A 16,492-nucleotide genomic window follows, 5' to 3' on the forward strand; every position below is an offset into this window, starting at 1 on the left:
CTATCCTCGCGGGTGGCGCGTGGTGTTCAGCACCTGCGCATGGGCGCCGACCGCAAAGTTGCTCAGCGCGCTGAAATCGCTGCCCTGATAACCGAGGATCTTGCCGTCGGTGCGCATGCCCTGCAGATCGATCATCACCACGCCCAGCGTCGGGATGATCTTCTCGCGCCAGACGAACAGATAAAGCTGCTCCGCCACCTTCACGTAGTGGCAGCGATCGACGTCCGCCAGCCCTTTCTCCACGCCGTCCAGACACTGCCAGGCGTAGAAGTTGTCGTTCAGGTAGATGTGCTCGTACCGCTCGGTCGGGCTGTAGGTGTACATATTGCGCATGCCGATCAGCTCATCGGTAAAGCCCGGCGGCGCCACGTCGGCGTCATCCAGCGTGCCGAAGCGGAACTCGGCCTCGACCGCGGTCAGCGGCAGCCCCTGTTCCACCCGGCTGAAGGCATCGAGCCGCGCCTGCGCTTCGTCCGGCAGTTGGCCGTATACCGCAGTGAAGTTGCCCTGATTGCGGTCGCATACCAGCGTAATGCTGGCGTTGGCGCGGGCGGGATCGAGAAAATCGATAAACAGCACGCCGGGGCGAATGCTGGTGGCGCGATAGGCGACGCCGCGCCGTTCGCCCCACTCCAGCGTCTGCTCGTCGGTAAACCGGCAGCGCTGCGTCGCGCCGTCGCTAAAGCGCAGCGTCAGCGTGCTGCCCGCCAGCCCGTGCTGCCGTTCCAGCGTATTGCTGTGCGGCGCAAAGCCTTCCGCCAACGCGCCAACCTGAATGAATACCGCTTCTGAACTCATGGAAATGCTCCTTACAGGGAAGTGAAAGCCAGGGTCGGCACGTCAACGATGGTGGAGCCGCCGTCGGCCACCAGCGCCGCGCCGGTAATGATTGAAGCTTCGCTGGAACACAGGAAACGGCAGACGCGGGCGATCTCCTCGGCGCTGGCCGGGCGGCGCAGCGGCACGTCGCGGCAGACCATCTGGTAAGCCTGCTCCAGCGATATCTGATGGGCGTCCATCAGCAGTTGCATCTCTTCGTCCGCCATCGGCGTGGTCACCCAGCCCGGGCACACCGCGTTGGCGCGCACGCCCAGCGGGCCATAGTCGCGGGCGATGGAGCGCATCAGCCCGATCAGCGCGTGCTTGGCGGTGACGTAGCCGCAGACCTCCGGCCCGGCGGCCAGCGAGGCGATCGAGGCCACGAACAGCAGGTTGCCGCCGCTTTTAATCAGCTCCGGCAGGCAGGCGCGCGCGCTGGCGAAAGCGCTGTTGAGGTTGCTGTCCATCGCCCCTTGCCACTGCGCGTCGGTCATCTCGGTGATGCGCTTGAAGCCCATGCCGCCGGCGCTGCCGATCAGGCAGTCGATGCGCCCGGCGTCGCGCAGAATGGCCGGCAGCAGCGCGTGGTTCCAGCTCTCGCCGCTGGCGGCATCGCCCACCAGCGCCTGCGCGCCGATCTCTTGCGCCAGCGCCGCCAGCGGTTCCGGGCGGCGGCCGATGATGAACACCCGATCGCCCTGCGCCGCCAGCAGACGGGCGCAGGCGGCGCCGACGCCGGTGCCGCCGCCGGTAATCACAACCACTCTATTCATGATTCAGCTTCTCCATCAGTTGGCCGATCATCAGCAGGCTGCTCAACAGCAGCCGCCGCTGTTCGGCATCCAGCCGCAGGTAGCGGCGGCCGGCCGGTAAACGGCTGACCACCTCCGACGCGGCAAAATGCTCGATATCCACCTGCCAGCGCCCATCGTTCGCCGTCAGCCGCACGCGGCGAAAATCCAGCTGCGCCAGCGTCTCGCCGATCTGCGGGTAGCGCTGCAGGCCGTCCAGCAACCGCTGCGCGGCCGCATGGCGCTGGCGCAGCAGATAACGCACCCCGCGCCGCCGCAGCCAGCCGCCGGTCACCACGTCCAGCGTCAGCGGAGGTTGCATCGCGCACGCGCCCTGCAACCGAAAGCGGTGGCTGACGATATGCGCCATAAACAGCCCCTGCACCTGTTCGCCGATCTCGATCTGCGGCCCCTGCGGCAGCGTCAGCCGCAGCAGGCCCGGCGCCAGGCGTTCGCACGCGTAGGGTTCCAGGTTGCGCGCCAAACGATCCAGCGCGGCGCCCGGCCGATAGCCCGACGGCGCTCGCCGCCAGGCGCGATTAAGTGAGGGAAGTAAGCCGATCAAACTGCGCCTCCTCGTTTTCACCCTTGGCGAACGCGTTCTCCAGCACCTGCTCGACCGGCACCGGCTTGAACGGATTCACTTTCTGCACGCACAGCGTCCAGAACAGCGCATAGGCGGCGGTCAGGCCGATCATCCAGCCGAAGGGAATGTAGATATCGCTCGGGTTCATTCCCGGCGGCGTGATGTAAACGATGGCCAGCACGATGCCGACGCTGGAAACGATCTGCGGTAGCGGGAACCACGGCGATTTATAGGCGCGCGGCAGATCGGGGCGGCGCACGCGCAGGATCACCACCGAGCAGGTCACCAGCAGGTAGGCCACGCCCCAGGCGCACACCGCCGCCAGCACCAGCGGAATGATCCTGTCGAGGTTGCCCTGAATGGCGAAGGCGTGTACGCAGGGGATCAACACCGCCACCAGAATGCCGACCACCGGCGTTTTAAAGCGCGGGTGCAGATAAGCGAACATGCGCGGCAGCGCGCCGTCCAGCGCCATGCCGTACAGAATGCGCGGCACCGCCGCCATCAGCGTGTTGATGGTCGCGGCGCCGGCCAGCAACAGGCCGACGCCCAGCCAGTATTTGCCGAACTGGCCCATTACCTGGCCGGCGAACGCCGGGATGGCCATCGGCGTTTCCAGCAGGCGCACGCCGCTGGCGGCGTCGATCACCACGTTTTCCACCTGGTGGCTGAGCGCCGCGCCATACAGCGCCATGCACACCGCCACGCCGCACAGCCCCAGCGCCATCGCGCGCGGGATCACCCGATCGCAACGTTTGATCTCCGGCGCCATCGGCGTCACCAGCTCACAGCCGACGAACATGAACATCGCCATGCCGATCAGGCTGAACACCGCGAAGGGATCGTTCAGGCTCAGCGTGCTGCCGAACCAGCCCTCGAGCGGCACCGCATGCGGCGACAGCAGCCCGACGATGCCAAAAATCACCAGCGTGCTCCACATGGCGAAGGTCAGCACGATCTCCGCCTTGCCGAAGGCCTCGATGCCGAACGCGTTGAGCAGGCCGAACACGATGACCAGCCCGACGCCGACCATCCAGGAGGCGTTGTGGCTTTCCATCAGGGTGTTGAGGTGCTCGAAGTTCACCAGCGCCATGATGCCGGAAAGAATGGTTTCGGCGGTGCCGGCGAAGATGTGCACGATCAGGTAGGCCGACAGCGCGCCGGTGATGGCGAAAAAGCGCCCCATGCCGCAGGAGATGTAGTCGTAAACCGAACCGGAGGTCGGCAGCAGCGCCGCCGCTTCGGAGAAGGTGGTGAGCTGCGCCTGCATCATGATGAAGGCGATCAGCATCGCCAGCGCGAAGGTGTCGCCGCCGATGCCGAAGCCGCTGGTGACCGTCAGGATCACCGGGCTGGCCATGATCACCCCGACCGAACTGGCCAGGGTGGTGGGAAAGCCGACCTTGCCTCGAGCCAGGTGGGCGTGCAACCGCGACGACAGGTTCATGGTTATTTCCTCTTATAGTTTTGGCCTGATGCATGCAGGTGCTTGCAGGTTTTTCACCGCCAGCGGCGGTAATCTCACTATAGAGAGGAAAGGAAAATGCTGACTATCGTCCTTAAGGACGAGACGGTTTCAACCTGCGGCCGCGCTCACGGCGGCGCGCCACTGCATCGCCCCCTGCGGGCTGCGCGGGTAGGCGCGCAGCGGCGCCAGCAGCGCGGAAAAGAAGGCGTAATAGCCGGCGCACAGCCGGTTGTAGCGATCTTCGCCCACATGCGCCGGGCAGCCGCCCTGGCAGACGCTTTTCACGCTGCAGCGTTGGCACTCGCGGCGCAGGCTCTTGTTTTTACCGAACGGCATCTCCGCCGCCCTTGCCGCCAGGGTGGCGAGCGGCGTGTGGCGATCGGCATGGCCGAGCAGGTGCTGCGCGTTGATCAGATGATCGCAGGCGTAAAGCCGCCCGTCCGGCTCCATCACCAGATTGCCGCCGCAGCGTTCGGCGTGTACGCAGCTGGGGCTGACGTGGGTGAAATACTGCGCGTAGACCTGCTCGATGTTCATTACGAAGACCTGGCCGACGTGCCCGCGGCTGCGCCAGCGGCGGTATACCGCCAGCATGAAGCGCCCCCAGTTGGCGGCGCTCAGCCCATAGCCGGCGGTGGGCGCATCCCCTTCCAGCATCAGCGGCTGGAACTGCAGATAACGCGCCCCGATCGCCACCGCATGATCGTAGATCGCCTCGGCGCGATCCGCGACGCCGTCGTGCACCACCATCAGCAGGTTGAAATCGATCTGATGGCGCTGCAACAGCGCAATGCCGCGCAGCGCGGCGTCATAGCTGGCACCGCCGCGCTTGTCCGGCCGGTGGGCGTCCTGCACCTCGCGATCGCCGTCCAGGCTGACGCCGAGGATAAAGTGATGCTGCCGGAACAGCCGGCACCAGGCGTCGTTCAGCAGGGTGCCGTTGGTCTGCAGGCTGTTGCTGATCCGCACGCCCGGCGGCGCGTAGCGGCGTTGCAACGCCAGCGCCCGCTTGTAAAAACCGATCCCCGCCAGCAGCGGCTCACCACCCTGCCAGACGAAGTTGATCTCGCGGCTGTAACGCGGCTGGGCGGCGATGTAGCCGCGGATAAATTCCGCCAGCAGGTCGTCGTCCATCTTGCGCGTCCGCTCCTGCTGGCGCTGCGGATAGTAGCAGTAGCGGCAGCCCAGGTTGCAGCCGGCGCCGATCGGCTTCACCAACAGATGAAAAGGCGCCGCCGCGCGCGGTTCGCTCTCTACCGGGATCTGCTGCGCGCGCAGCTGGGCCAGGTTCATGGCGCCGCCTGCGGCAACGGTTTGTGGGTCAACGGATCCAGGCCGATGTAGTCGCCGGTGCCGGCGTCGACGCCGAGGTAGTCGATCGCTGCGCCTTTGGCTTCAATGACCATGCCCTGCTGCGCAAAGCGGCGATACGCCTCGCTCAGCCGTTTGACTCGCTCCGGGTTGGTGGCGGCCAGATCGCGCGTTTCCAGCGGATCGTCATGCAGGTTGAACAGCCCCCACGGCGCCATCTGCGCCGTCGGCCCGGCCTTCACCAACCGCCGCAGCTTCCAGACGCCGTCCACATAGGCGGCCTGGTTATGCAGCTCCACGCCGTAGGTCGCGCGCGGCACGCGGTCAGCCTCGCCGCTGAAATAGCGTTTGAAGCTGACGCCGACCATCGGCAGCGTCGGTTTGGCCTTCAGTGGTTTGTTGGCGTCGATGCCGGCATAGTCATACAGCGTCGGGGCGATGTCATACACCGCCATCGGCGTGCGGTCGATGCCGCCGCGCCCCTTCAGCCGCGGCGCGGAGATGATGAAATCGGTATTGATGCCGCCCTGCGCGCTGGTGGTTTTGTGGTAATTGGCGTACGGCGCGTTGCTGACGTTGGCCCAGTGCGGCCCGTAGGAGATGAACGAGCCCTTGCGGCCGAGGTTGGCGTAGCTGTTGTCGAACTGCCGCCAATACTCCGGCTTCGAGCCGTAGTAAAAGCCGCTGGCGGGGTTGGCGCCGTTGTCGGTGGCGAACACGATCACCGTATTTTGGTCGCGGCCGGTCTGCTTGAGGGTGTTCAGCACCGCGCCGACCTGATCGTCCATGTAAGCAATCATCGCCGCGTACACCTGCATGGTCTTGGCTTCATATTTTTGCTGCTCGGGCGTCAGCGCATTCCAGGCCTTATCCAGCGCCAGCGTCGGCATCGGCGTGCGATCGGAAATCAGCCCCAGCGCCTTCAGGCGCTGAATGCGCCGCTGATAGGCCTGCTGGTAACCGGCGTCGTATTTGCCGTCGAATTTGGCGATCCAGTCATCCGGCGCCTGCAGCGGATCGTGCGGCGCGGTGAACGCCAGATAGGCGAAGACGGGCTTATTCTGCGGCGTCTCGCGGATCCACTGTTCCAGCTGATCGGCATAGGCCTTGCTGGAATAGAAATCTTTGGGCAACGACACGCGTTTGCCGTTCAGGGTGTAGAAGGTATGGAACGCCTCCACGGTGCCCAGCGGTTTCGCATCGTCGAAATGGCTGGTGCCGCCCCCCATAAAGGCGAAGGCGCGCTCGAAGCCGCGATCGGTCGGTTTGGCGCCGTCGACATAGCCCAGGTGCCATTTGCCCGCCATCATGGTGGCGTAACCCGCGTCGCGAAAACGCTCCGGCAGCGTGGTCACGCGGTCGGTCAGGCGCATTTCATAGCCCGGCTGCGCGGCGGTGCTCTCATACCACCACATGCCGCCCATGCCGGCCTGCTGATTGGTGTTGCCGGTCATCAGCATCGAGCGCGCCGGCGCCGACATCGGCGAGGTGTAGTACTGGCTCATGCGCACGCCCCGTTCGGCCAACGCCTGCAGGTTGGGCGTCGGTATCTCGCCACCGAACGGGCTGATGTCGGAGTAGCCCATGTCGTCCACCAGAATGATCAGCACATTGGGGCGATCGGCGTCCGCCCCCTGCGCCAGGCCCGATAAGGCGCCGCTCAACGCCACCGCCAACGTTTTTTTCTGCATCGTTCGTTCCCCGTATGGTCATGCGGACTGAACAACCCGACGCCTCAGCCCGAGAAAGGTCATCATTTTTTCGTCTTATACGTTTGGCGCCGCCTGGCGCTATCTTCAATTCGCAGTGTAGGAAGCGGCGGAAAAGCCTGGCTATCGTTCTTAAGAACGAGGGACGACGGCGACGGTATCGGCTGTAGCACGCGCAGGGCGGCAAGGGCTTCGTCCGGGCAAACATTGAAAAGCGCTGTAAATTCAGCGGGAAAAGCGGTTAATTATTTCATTAACCTATTAATGAAAATCACGATAAATCCGAACCGAAAAGCCCTGATTAACGCAGTGTCATCTTGTTATTTATGTGTTTTATTGCAATCGGCCTCACGTTGTTAATATGTTTTTATTGTGTTGCCAAATTGCTACAACTATGCTTGTATCGTTCATATATTGACCGCCAACCTTCTCCAGATTGAACGATAAAGGGAGGAACACGAATCATGCACAGCACAGCATCCGATGCCTTTATCAACAGTTGTTTGGCGACCATTACGCACCTGATCCCGGTGTCCGCCGGGGTGTTTTATCTGGTCGATCGCGACCTGCGGCCGGATCACTACATCCTGTATGGCATGCCCGATAAAACGCATCAGCAGTATCTGAACCACTTCCAACAGATAGACCCGCTGCAACCGGCCAATTTCCATCGCCAGGACATCACCATGGTCGGCATGAGCCCGGCGGCGATCGCCGGCAACCGCCGCTATTACCACGACTTTATGCTGCCGAACGACATGCGCGACATGACGGAGATCTTCATCCGCCAGCGCAAGCGCATCGTCGCCGGGGTATCGCTGATCCGCGATACGCCGTTTACCGAAGTGGAGCGCGGCCGCCTGCGCGCGGTGCTGCCGCTGATCGAGCTGGCGACGCGCGATCTGCTGCCCGACGGCGAGGCGCAGATGCTGACCGCCAAAGAGCAAGAGATCGTCAACCTGGTGCGCGAAGGTGCCAGCAATAAGCGCATCGCCCTGAAGCTGGGTATTTCGCTGTCCACGGTGAAAACCCATATGCGCAATATTTTCGCCAAAACCGACGTGGTGAACCGCACCGAACTGGTCGCCGGCGGCTTTCTCGCCCACGGTTAACGCCCGATAACGGCCGCCGCTGCCGACGGCCGGAAAATAACGCCAAAACGTATTCGCCATTTATGGCGCGGCCTCCCCCTGCCCGCAATCGGGCCGGGCGGGATATTTCATCGTCACTCAACGCTTGGGGAAAAGGTTTATGTCCAGTGATTCGGTTTCCGCGCCCGCCGTCGGCGCGGCGCTCCCCTGCCCGCCGCGGCTGCTGACCGCCATTATCGTCTTCGCCGCCATCGCGCCGGGCATTCTGATGACCGCCCCCGCCGTGGCCGCCCAGCTCGCCGCGCAGTGGCAGCTCGGCCCGGCGCAGATCGGCCACCTGTTCTCCACCGAACTCGGCGCCATGAGCCTGGCCACGCTGCCGGCGTGGTGGTGGATCGGGCGCATCAACTGGCGGCGGGTCGCTACGCTGTCGGCGCTGGTGTTTATCGCCGGCAACCTGGCTTCGGCGCTGGCGCAGGATTTTACCCTGCTGCTGCCGCTGCGCTTTATCGCCTCGCTGGCGGGCGGCACCCTGATGATCCTGTGCATCACCTGCGCCGCCGGCACCGCCAATCCCAGCCGGGTCTATGCCTTCTGGGTGCTCGGCCAGCTGGTGCTGGGCGCGGTCGGGCTGCTGGTGCTGCCGCCGCTGTTCGCGCACTTCGGCCTGATGGCGGTCTACCTGATTCTGGCGGCCATCATGCTGTGCTGCCTGCCGCTCATCCCGGCGTTCCCCAACGGTTTCACCGCTGCCCGCGCCGCCCGCAGCGGCCCCGCCGCCTCGCTGGCGCGCAAGCTGTGCGCCGTGCTGGCGGTGCTGACCTTTTACATCAGCCTGAGCGCGGTCTGGACCTTTATCGGCGGCATCGCCGCCGGCGCCGGGCTGTCGCCGGCCCACAGCGGCCAGGTGCTGGCCGTCGCCACCTTGCTCGGCATCGTCGGCGCGGGGGCCGCGGCGCTGATCGGCGCGCGCTTCGGCGGCGGGCGCCCGATCGTACTGGGGTACGCCCTGCTGCTGGCCAGCGTGGCGCTGCTGACGGGCCAGCCCCTGCTGCTGCGCTTCGCCCTGGCGGCCCTGCTGTTCAAGTTCACCTGGACCTTCGTGCTGCCGTTCATTCTGGCGCGCGTCGCCGGGTTGGATAACGACGGCAAGCTGATGAACGGCATCAACCTGGTGATCGGCGGCGGCATGGCCATCGGCCCGACGCTGGCCGGCTCTCTGATCGAATCTTCCGGCGGTTTCAACGCCTTGCTGTTCGGCGCGCTGGGCTGCGCGCTGCTGTCGCTGCTGTTGATTTCGCTGGCTTCACCGCGCGCACCGCGCCGTATAACTGGAGGAGAAAGGTGAAAAGAACAACCGGTTTCTTGTTTGATGAACGCTGTTTCTGGCACAGCACCGGCCTGCACGCCACCACCCTGCCGGTCGGCGGCTGGGTACAACCGCCCTCGGGCGCCGGCCACGCCGAGTCGCCGGAAACCAAACGGCGCATGAAGAACCTGATGGACGTGTCCGGCCTGTCGCGCCAGCTCACCCTGCTGAGCGCCGAACCGGCGACGGAAGAAGACCTGCTGCGCATTCACCCCGCCCACTACCTGCAGCGTTTCAAACAGGTGAGCGACAGCGGCGGCGGCCTGCTGGGAGAGGAAGCGCCGCTGGGGCCGGGCAGCTATGAAATTGCCAAACTCTCCGCCGGGCTGGCCTGCGCGGCGGTGGAGGCGGTGCTGCAGGGCGAGCTGGATAACGCCTATGCGCTGTCGCGCCCGCCGGGCCACCACTGCCTGCCGGATCAATCGATGGGTTTCTGCTTCCTGGCCAATATTCCGATCGCCATCGAGCGCGCCAAGGCCCGCTACGGCCTCGGCAAGGTAGCGGTGCTAGACTGGGACGTGCACCACGGCAACGGCACCCAGCACATCTATTGGCAGCGCGGCGACGTGCTGACGCTGTCGCTGCATCAGGACGGCTGCTTCCCGGCGGGCTATTCCGGCGAACGGGATCGCGGCGAAGGCGCCGGGGCGGGCTGCAACGTTAACGTGCCGATGCTGGCTGGCGCCGGCGACGACGGCTACCTGCACGCCATGCGGCGCATCATCATCCCGGCACTGGAAAAATTCGAGCCGGAGCTGATCATCGTCGCCTGCGGTTACGACGCCAACGCCCTCGATCCGCTGGCGCGCATGCAGCTGCACAGCGACAGCTTCCGCGCCATGACCGCGCTGGTGCAGGACGCCGCCGACCGGCTGTGCGGCGGTAAACTGGTGATGGTGCACGAAGGCGGCTACGCCGAATCCTACGTACCGTTCTGCGGGCTGGCGGTAATGGAACAGCTGAGCGGCGTGCGCACTGAAGTGCAGGATCCGCTGCTGGCGTTCATCCAGCAACAGCAGCCGCGCGACGCCTTTAATCGCTTCCAGCGCGAAGCGCTCGACGAACTGGCGCGCCAGTTCGGCCTGTAATCCCCCTCTCTGCGGGCGCCGCACCCGGCGCCCCTGACAACTTCGTCGCCAGCCGCTACGCTGAAGGGCAACCCTACCACCATGAGAACAATAAGATGCCCGAACAAACCGTCAGCTTTATCAAAGGCCGTCACGGCGACATCGCCGTGCATGATTGGGGAAATGACCAGCCGCGCTATCTGGCGCTGCTGATACACGGCTACGGCGAGCATCTCGGCCGTTACCAATACGTGGCGCGCACGCTACAGGCGCAGGGCGCGCGGGTGTTTGGCCCCGACCATCTCGGCCACGGCCTGTCGCAGGGCGAACGCGTGCTGATCGAGGATTATGACGCCGTGGTCGACGACGTGCAGCGCGTGGTCAGCCATTTCCGGCAGCAATACCCCACCTTGCCGCTGGTGGTGATCGGCCACTCGATGGGCGGTATGATCGCCACCCGCTACGTGCAGCGCTATGGCGAGGAGGTGCGCGCGCTGGTGCTGTCCGGCCCGCTGCTTGGCGACAGAACGGCGATCTCCGATCTGGCCGAACTGCCGACGATCCCCGACGCGCCGCTGGATACCGCGACCCTGGCGCGCGATCCGGCGGTTGGCGCGGCGTATCAGGAAGATCCGCTGGTGTGGCACGGGCCGTTCAAGCGCCCCACCCTGCGCGCCATGCAGCGGATCCTCGCCGCCATCAACGCCGGGCCGGGCTTCGGCGCGCTGCCCACGCTGTGGATCCACGGCGACGACGATCGGCTGGTGCTGATGAGCGAAACGCAAACTGCGCTCGATCGTCTGCGCGGCGACGATTTCGAACGGATGATCAATGCGGGCGGGCGGCACGAGAGCTTTAACGAAACCAATAAGGATCGGATCCTCAAGCGGGTGACCGATTTTATTGCGCGGGCGTTAGGCTAAGGCGCTCCCCCTCAGCGGGCCGAGGGGGGCATGACGGCGTCAGCCCTCGACGATGGCGAGGTAGTGTTTGACGAAGCGATCCGAGGTGATGTCCCAGCGCACCGGGGTGCCCTTCTCGACGAACCAGGAATCGCCGGCCTGATACTGCACCGATTCGCCGGTGCGTTCGTTGGTCAGGGTCGCGCTGCCTTCCCACACCGTGGCGTGCTCGGCAAACGGATATTCCATCACGAAGCTGCCGCGGGTGCAGCTGAACACGCCGCAGTTCAGGTTGTCGGTCGGTTCGCCGAAGATGCTGGCCACGCCGACGCTCGGCGTGCCGGCGATCACCGTGGCGCCCAGGTTGCTGACGCTGCCGATCTCCAGCAGTTCCGGCAGCGGTTGTTTAAGCAGTAACGGTTTCATGTCATTCTCCTCTGAGGGTTAACGGCGGCCTTTCCAGTAGCCGGATGTCTGGTGCCAAACCTTACCGGCGGTGGTCATCACCCGCCGCAGCTTGTCCTTGCCGAAGATGTTGACGTGCGGGATCGAGCTCATCAGATCGTAGCGATCGGATCCTTCGCTCATGCCTTCCGCCAGCACCTTGCACACGATGTGGCTCGGCGTCACGCCGAAGCCGGAGTAGCCCTGCACGTAAAACACGTTGTCGCGATCCGGCAGCGTGCCGATCTGCGGGAACAGGTTGGCGCTGCAGCACAGCGGGCCGCCCCAGGCCAGATCGATCTTCACGTCTTTCAGGTACGGGAACACCTTCAGCATCAGGTTGCGGTTCCAGGCCTTGAGATCCGACGGGAAGTATTCGATCAGGCGGGTGGCGCTGCCGAACAGCAGCCGGTTTTCGTTGGTCACCCGGTAATAGTCGATCACCGGGCGGATGTCGCTGTAGGCGCCGCGGATCGGGCTGATCTGGCGGATCAGATCGTCAGACAGCGGCTCGGTGGCCAGCTGGAAGGCGTAGGTATTGATGGTCTTGCGATAAATCTGCGGCTCCATGCCGTTGAGGAAGCCGTTGCAGGCCCACAGCATCTTGTTGGCGCGCACCGAGCCCATGGCGGTGCGCACCGTGATGCGCGACCCATACTCCACGTTGAGCACGCTGCTGTTCTCGAAGATTTTCACCCCGTAGCCGCTCAGCGCCTTGGCCTCGCCCAGCAGCAGGTTGAGCGAATGCACGTGGCCGCCGCCCATGTGTTTCAGCGCGCAGGTGTAGGCGTCGGAGCCCACCACCTGCTTCACCTCCGCCCCGGTATAGAGCTCAATCTCCTCCTGCGGCGCTACCGCCTTGAACTCCTTCAGCCAGCCGCGCAGGGTCTTCTCCTGGCGCGCGTTGCTGCCGAGATAGCCGTAGCCGAAGCAGAAGTCGGCGTCGATGTCATATTTCTTGATGCGCTCGCGGATGATGCCGGCGCCGAGGTTGCTGATTTTGAAGATGGTTTCCAGCCCGGCCGGGCCAACGTGGCGCTTGATCTTCTCCAGATCGTGGCCGATGCCGGCCATCACCTGGCCGCCGTTGCGCCCGGTGCCGCCGTAACCCAGATAGCGGCCTTCGAGAATGGCGATGTTGGTGATGCCCTTCTCCGCCAGCTCCAGCGCAGTGTTGATGCCGGAGAAGCCGCCGCCGATGATCACCACGTCGACGTCCAGATCCTCTTCCAGCGTCGGGAAGCGCAGATCGTATTTTTTGGTCGCCGCGTAGTAGGTTAAGGACTCGATTTCGTTGTTCACTGCCGCACTCCCGATTGCCTATGCCATGACATCGGATTATCGGGAGCCGGCAGCCGTGCCGCTATGTCCCCTTAGGGACATTCGTCCCCTTCATCTTTCAAACTACAGCGTTGTTGGCTGCTGACGTTCACCCCAGTCACTTACCTAAGTAAGCTCCTGGGGACGCTCGTCCTGGCCGCCTAGCTGTAGCTTGAAAGCTATAGGGGATAGATCGATACATTCACGCGCTGCGGCGCTGCGGGGCGGTCAGCAACAGGCTGAACAGTTCGGCCTGCGAGCCAATGTTCAGCTTGCCGTAGATGTTCTTTCGGTGATTTTTTACCGTGCCGAGGCTGATGAACAGCCGGTCGGCAATCTGCTGCGAACCGCAGCCGGCGAGGATCAGATCGACAATCTCGCGCTCGCGCGGCGTCAGCAGATAGCGCGCCTGCGCGCCATCGTCGTTCCCCGTGTCGGCCTCGGCCGGCGCCGCCACCACTTCGCCGTGCAGCCGCGCCACGCTTTTCACCAGCGTCAGCGCGCTGCGCAGATCCGCCCGCTGCGGGTAGCGCACCGCCACCGTGCGGCGCGCCGAGCCGAAGAACACCCCCAGCCCGCGCTCCGGCGTCAGCTGCAGCAGCACGCCGGCCTCGTCGTGCCAGCCGGTCTTGCGATAAAAATTACGGTAATAGTCGCTGTGATAAAACCCGCAGGGCGCCAGCTGGCGCAGCGTGAGCACCTCGCCTGCGCCGCCGTCGTTCAGCGCACGGTAAAACGGATCCTGCAGATAGGCGCCCTGTTGGTAGAGCTGGTTGACCGCATCGCTGTTTTCCCGCTCGGTTTTGATCAGGCAGCGCGGCGGCCGGCCGCGTTCGAAGGCATAAACGATGGCGTTGTCGAAGGCGAAAAAACCTTCCAGCCAGTTCAACAGGCTGGGATAAAAGCGCGGGCTGGCCACCGCATCGATCACCGCAGACAAGCGTTCAACCTGAATATCCATACCCGCCTCGCCATTATTAATACATTAACAATCTACCAATTTCGGATGGGGTTGGCCGCATGACGGCCGGTACTGTTAAAAAAAGCATCAGGCGCGCCGAAATGCAAGAACGCGATCGTTTACATGTTAAACAACTCACAAGTTGCCGCAGCGGGGAAAGCGGTGGCCGCTCTGCGCCCGCTGGCTTATGCTGTGGCATCGCGCCCTGCAACGCCGTCAAGGAGACCTCATGTCCGTCAGCCACATCATCGCCAACCGCCAGACCTGGTTCGGCCACGGCAGCATCCGGCAACTGCCGCCGCTGCTGCTTGCCGATCCGCAGCCAACGCTGCTGTTCAGCTGCCGATCTTTTCTCAACGGCCCGGTGTACGCCGGCCTGCGCGAATCGCTGGCGCCACTGTTCATCGGCACCGAGATCGTCAGCCACGAGGCGTCACCGCAGGAAATTGACGCCTGGGTGGCGCGCTGGCGCGGCCAGGCGCGGCGCGTGGTGGCCATCGGCGGCGGCAGCGTGCTGGACGCCGCCAAGGCGTTCTCCGCGCTGGTGGAGCATCCGCTGCCGACGCTGCGCTATATGGAAAAGGTGGGCGACAGCAAAATCAGCGGCGCCACCCTGCCGCTGATCGCCATTCCCACCACCGCCGGCACCGGCAGCGAGGTGACGCAGAACGCGGTGATCACCGACACTCAGGTCAGCAAAGTGAAGGCCTCGCTGCGCCACAATAACTTCGTGCCGCACACCGCCATTCTCGATCCGCAGCTGCTGGCGGGCGCGCCGGACAAGGTGCTGGCCTACTGCGCCATCGACGCCTTCACCCACCTGTTCGAGGCCTATCTGTCGAAAACCGCCGGCGCCATGACGCGCGACATGTCGCTGAGCGGCATCCGCCACTTCCTTGCGGCCTGGCCGGCGCTCAACCGCAGCGATGCGGCGCGCGAAGCGATTATGCAGGCTTCCTACCTCGGGGGACTGACGCTGAGCGCCGCCGGGCTGGGGGTGATCCACGGCATCGCCGGCGAGATCGGCGCGCTGCGCGACTACCACCACGGCCAGGTCTGCGGCCGCCTGCTGCTGCCGTTCCTCGCCCTGTTGGAAAGCAGCGAACAGCCGCAGCAACGCGCGCTGATGGCCGAGCTGGCCGCGCGCCTGTATCCGCACTGGCAGGGCAGCCCGGAGAGCTACCTGACCGATTTCATCACCCGCCACGCCATCGCGCCGTTCTGGCAGGACGATTTGCCGATTTCCGGCCAGGAACTGGCGGTTGCGCTGGACAAATCCAACAGCAAGAATTCCTGGATCGACTATGCGCCGGCGCAGCGGCAACGGATGATCGAAGAGGCATTTCGCGTCGAATGACTATTTCTACCCTAAATAGTTGGAGCGGCATCCCGGCGGCAAGAGGTGGCTCGCCAAGAGCTTACTCAAGTCAGTGACTGGCGTACGCACTCGCAGCCAACACAGATGCAGTTTCAAGTATGACGGGTATAATCAGATCAACGCACTAGCAGGAGTTAAGGAAATGGGCATCATCGGCTGGATCTTCGCCGGCATCGCGGTCGGCATCCTGGTCGGCGCGCTGATCAGGATCTTCGGCAAGAAGAAAGAGCAGTAAGCGTCACGCTGTTCCGTGGGCCGCCAGCAGGCACTCATGGAACAGCTTCACCACCCGCTGCGGCACCGGCGAGCGGCGCAGCACGCTGGAGTATTCGCAGTGATAGCGGAACAGCGCCGGTTTGATCGCCCGCATCAGGTTCTGCGCCACGAAAAACGCCGCGTAGTGATCCGGCAAAAAGCCGACGTATTTGCCGGAGAGGATCAGCGTGGCGATCGACTCCTGCGCGAACCCCGTCGCCTTGCGATGCAAATGTTGCTGCAGGCTCAGTTCCATATTCGGCGAATGGTAGCCTAATCCGGCGAAGGCATAATTGTGCAGCAGATCCCAATTTAATGTTTCATGGGGGGCGGAAAATAATTCATGCTGCGCGCCGCAATATAAGAACATCCTCTCACTGAATAACGAATGATAAGATAAACTTTCCGCGCTGCGGTGCATCGGAATAACGCCAATCTGAAATTGCCCGTCAATGACGCCGCGCTCAATGGTATTAATCGGCTCCACGTACATTTGCAAAGAAACCTCCGGCGCGCGCTCGCTGAATAACGCGATGGCTCGGCCGATCTGCGCCTGCGGATTGCTGACCGTATGGTCGAATATCGCCACGTGCAGCTGCCCGCCCAGGCGCTGGTGCACCTCGTCCACCCCGCGCCGGAACGCCTCGGTGGCCGCCAGCAGGTTGACCGTTTCCTGGTAGATCAACAGCCCCTCGTCGGTGACCGCAAAGCCCTCGCGCCCGCGCTGGCACAGCGTCAGACCCAGCCGCTGTTCCAGATCCTTGATGTGTTTGCTGATGGTCGACAGGCTGATGTTCAGCTCCAGTTCGGCGGCGCTCATGCCGCCGCAGTCGACCACGGCCTTGAATACCCGCAACAAACGCAGATCCATATCCGACAATTGCCCTAACAGCGCGCGCTTTTTTACTTGCATAAAACCTTAAGTAAGTTTCGACATATGATTATTCACAGTAGAGAACAAGCGGTACATAGTCAATTTCGCACAACAATTCGTTAACAACTCGGTTTATTTCATTAATCG

The 16,492-nt window shown here is 63.8% G+C and carries 15 protein-coding genes; 5 read left to right on the forward strand and 10 right to left on the reverse strand.

Annotated elements, in window-relative coordinates; all coding sequences use genetic code 11:
- The 6 genes from ACJ8IN_RS03705 to ACJ8IN_RS03730 all read right to left on the reverse strand — a co-directional run bounded on the left by ACJ8IN_RS03705 (position 1) and on the right by ACJ8IN_RS03730 (position 6,666).
- Positions 1-798, reverse strand: a complete 798-nt coding sequence (locus ACJ8IN_RS03705; RefSeq protein WP_033636970.1) for a molybdenum cofactor biosynthesis F family protein — start codon at positions 796-798, stop codon at positions 1-3.
- A gap of 11 nt (positions 799-809) precedes the next feature.
- On the reverse strand, positions 810-1,592 hold the full coding sequence (locus ACJ8IN_RS03710; protein WP_033636968.1) for an SDR family NAD(P)-dependent oxidoreductase: 783 nt from the start codon (positions 1,590-1,592) through the stop codon (positions 810-812).
- Positions 1,585-2,175, reverse strand: a complete 591-nt coding sequence (locus ACJ8IN_RS03715; RefSeq protein ID WP_197767046.1) for a DUF3156 family protein — start codon at positions 2,173-2,175, stop codon at positions 1,585-1,587. Before ACJ8IN_RS03715 ends, ACJ8IN_RS03710 begins: the two co-directional genes overlap by 8 nt.
- Positions 2,150-3,643 carry an APC family permease gene (locus ACJ8IN_RS03720; protein ID WP_308325402.1) on the reverse strand — a complete coding sequence of 498 codons (1,494 nt, stop codon included), beginning with the start codon at positions 3,641-3,643 and terminating at the stop codon, positions 2,150-2,152. The genes ACJ8IN_RS03715 and ACJ8IN_RS03720 overlap by 26 nt, the downstream gene beginning before the upstream one ends.
- Positions 3,644-3,772: 129 nt before the next feature.
- Positions 3,773-4,957, reverse strand: a complete 1,185-nt coding sequence (locus ACJ8IN_RS03725) for an anaerobic sulfatase maturase (protein WP_049194547.1) — start codon at positions 4,955-4,957, stop codon at positions 3,773-3,775.
- Positions 4,954-6,666, reverse strand: coding sequence for an arylsulfatase (locus ACJ8IN_RS03730; RefSeq protein ID WP_308325401.1), 1,713 nt, complete (start codon positions 6,664-6,666; stop codon positions 4,954-4,956). The genes ACJ8IN_RS03725 and ACJ8IN_RS03730 overlap by 4 nt, the downstream gene beginning before the upstream one ends.
- 482 nt (positions 6,667-7,148) lie before the next feature.
- On the opposite strand from ACJ8IN_RS03730, the gene ACJ8IN_RS03735 reads away from it, so the two are divergent.
- The 4 genes from ACJ8IN_RS03735 (at position 7,149) to ACJ8IN_RS03750 (ending at position 11,134) form a co-directional block, all read left to right on the forward strand.
- Positions 7,149-7,796, forward strand: a complete 648-nt coding sequence (locus tag ACJ8IN_RS03735) for a helix-turn-helix transcriptional regulator (protein WP_033636963.1) — start codon at positions 7,149-7,151, stop codon at positions 7,794-7,796.
- Between the two features lie 139 nt (positions 7,797-7,935).
- Positions 7,936-9,123, forward strand: a complete 1,188-nt coding sequence (locus ACJ8IN_RS03740) for an MFS transporter (protein WP_060422573.1) — start codon at positions 7,936-7,938, stop codon at positions 9,121-9,123.
- Complete coding sequence (locus tag ACJ8IN_RS03745; protein WP_033648541.1) at positions 9,120-10,232, forward strand: class II histone deacetylase; 1,113 nt, start codon at positions 9,120-9,122, stop codon at positions 10,230-10,232. Before ACJ8IN_RS03740 ends, ACJ8IN_RS03745 begins: the two co-directional genes overlap by 4 nt.
- A gap of 95 nt (positions 10,233-10,327) precedes the next feature.
- Positions 10,328-11,134: an alpha/beta hydrolase gene (locus ACJ8IN_RS03750; protein WP_041037782.1), complete on the forward strand. Its 807-nt coding sequence runs from the start codon at positions 10,328-10,330 to the stop codon at positions 11,132-11,134.
- A 39-nt stretch (positions 11,135-11,173) separates the two neighbouring features.
- Here the strand turns inward: ACJ8IN_RS03750 and ACJ8IN_RS03755 are convergent, their stop codons facing one another.
- The 3 genes from ACJ8IN_RS03755 to ACJ8IN_RS03765 all read right to left on the reverse strand — a co-directional run bounded on the left by ACJ8IN_RS03755 (position 11,174) and on the right by ACJ8IN_RS03765 (position 13,838).
- A complete protein-coding gene (locus ACJ8IN_RS03755; protein ID WP_060423115.1) occupies positions 11,174-11,539 on the reverse strand; it encodes a cupin domain-containing protein in 366 nt (121 codons plus the stop codon).
- A gap of 18 nt (positions 11,540-11,557) precedes the next feature.
- Positions 11,558-12,859, reverse strand: a complete 1,302-nt coding sequence (locus ACJ8IN_RS03760; protein ID WP_151428307.1) for an NAD(P)/FAD-dependent oxidoreductase — start codon at positions 12,857-12,859, stop codon at positions 11,558-11,560.
- 220 nt (positions 12,860-13,079) lie between these two features.
- Positions 13,080-13,838 carry a helix-turn-helix transcriptional regulator gene (locus tag ACJ8IN_RS03765; RefSeq protein WP_043148191.1) on the reverse strand — a complete coding sequence of 253 codons (759 nt, stop codon included), beginning with the start codon at positions 13,836-13,838 and terminating at the stop codon, positions 13,080-13,082.
- 229 nt (positions 13,839-14,067) lie between these two features.
- Here ACJ8IN_RS03765 and ACJ8IN_RS03770 point away from each other — a divergent pair, with 229 nt between their 5' ends.
- Positions 14,068-15,195, forward strand: coding sequence for an iron-containing alcohol dehydrogenase (locus ACJ8IN_RS03770; RefSeq protein ID WP_060438132.1), 1,128 nt, complete (start codon positions 14,068-14,070; stop codon positions 15,193-15,195).
- 259 nt (positions 15,196-15,454) lie between these two features.
- Here ACJ8IN_RS03770 and ACJ8IN_RS03775 read toward each other — a convergent pair whose 3' ends face one another.
- Positions 15,455-16,384 (reverse strand): LysR family transcriptional regulator, encoded by a 930-nt coding sequence (locus ACJ8IN_RS03775; RefSeq protein WP_308325400.1) that lies wholly within the window; start codon positions 16,382-16,384, stop codon positions 15,455-15,457.
- Positions 16,385-16,492 lie beyond the last annotated feature (108 nt).

This window comes from Serratia sp. CY31944, from assembly GCF_052169175.1.
Classification (GTDB): Bacteria; Pseudomonadota; Gammaproteobacteria; order Enterobacterales; family Enterobacteriaceae; genus Serratia; species Serratia sarumanii.

What these genes read in the sequence shown, in the direction of transcription:
- ACJ8IN_RS03705 (WP_033636970.1), bottom strand. Translation starts at nt 798, where the DNA reads ATGAGTTCAGAAGCGGTATTCATTCAGGTTGGCGCGTTGGCGGAAGGC.
- ACJ8IN_RS03710 (WP_033636968.1), bottom strand. Translation starts at nt 1,592, where the DNA reads ATGAATAGAGTGGTTGTGATTACCGGCGGCGGCACCGGCGTCGGCGCC.
- ACJ8IN_RS03720 (WP_308325402.1), bottom strand. Translation starts at nt 3,643, where the DNA reads ATGAACCTGTCGTCGCGGTTGCACGCCCACCTGGCTCGAGGCAAGGTC.
- ACJ8IN_RS03725 (WP_049194547.1), bottom strand. Translation starts at nt 4,957, where the DNA reads ATGAACCTGGCCCAGCTGCGCGCGCAGCAGATCCCGGTAGAGAGCGAA.
- ACJ8IN_RS03730 (WP_308325401.1), bottom strand. Translation starts at nt 6,666, where the DNA reads ATGCAGAAAAAAACGTTGGCGGTGGCGTTGAGCGGCGCCTTATCGGGC.
- ACJ8IN_RS03735 (WP_033636963.1), top strand. Translation starts at nt 7,149, where the DNA reads ATGCACAGCACAGCATCCGATGCCTTTATCAACAGTTGTTTGGCGACC.
- ACJ8IN_RS03740 (WP_060422573.1), top strand. Translation starts at nt 7,936, where the DNA reads ATGTCCAGTGATTCGGTTTCCGCGCCCGCCGTCGGCGCGGCGCTCCCC.
- ACJ8IN_RS03750 (WP_041037782.1), top strand. Translation starts at nt 10,328, where the DNA reads ATGCCCGAACAAACCGTCAGCTTTATCAAAGGCCGTCACGGCGACATC.
- ACJ8IN_RS03755 (WP_060423115.1), bottom strand. Translation starts at nt 11,539, where the DNA reads ATGAAACCGTTACTGCTTAAACAACCGCTGCCGGAACTGCTGGAGATC.
- ACJ8IN_RS03765 (WP_043148191.1), bottom strand. Translation starts at nt 13,838, where the DNA reads ATGGATATTCAGGTTGAACGCTTGTCTGCGGTGATCGATGCGGTGGCC.
- ACJ8IN_RS03770 (WP_060438132.1), top strand. Translation starts at nt 14,068, where the DNA reads ATGTCCGTCAGCCACATCATCGCCAACCGCCAGACCTGGTTCGGCCAC.
- ACJ8IN_RS03775 (WP_308325400.1), bottom strand. Translation starts at nt 16,384, where the DNA reads ATGCAAGTAAAAAAGCGCGCGCTGTTAGGGCAATTGTCGGATATGGAT.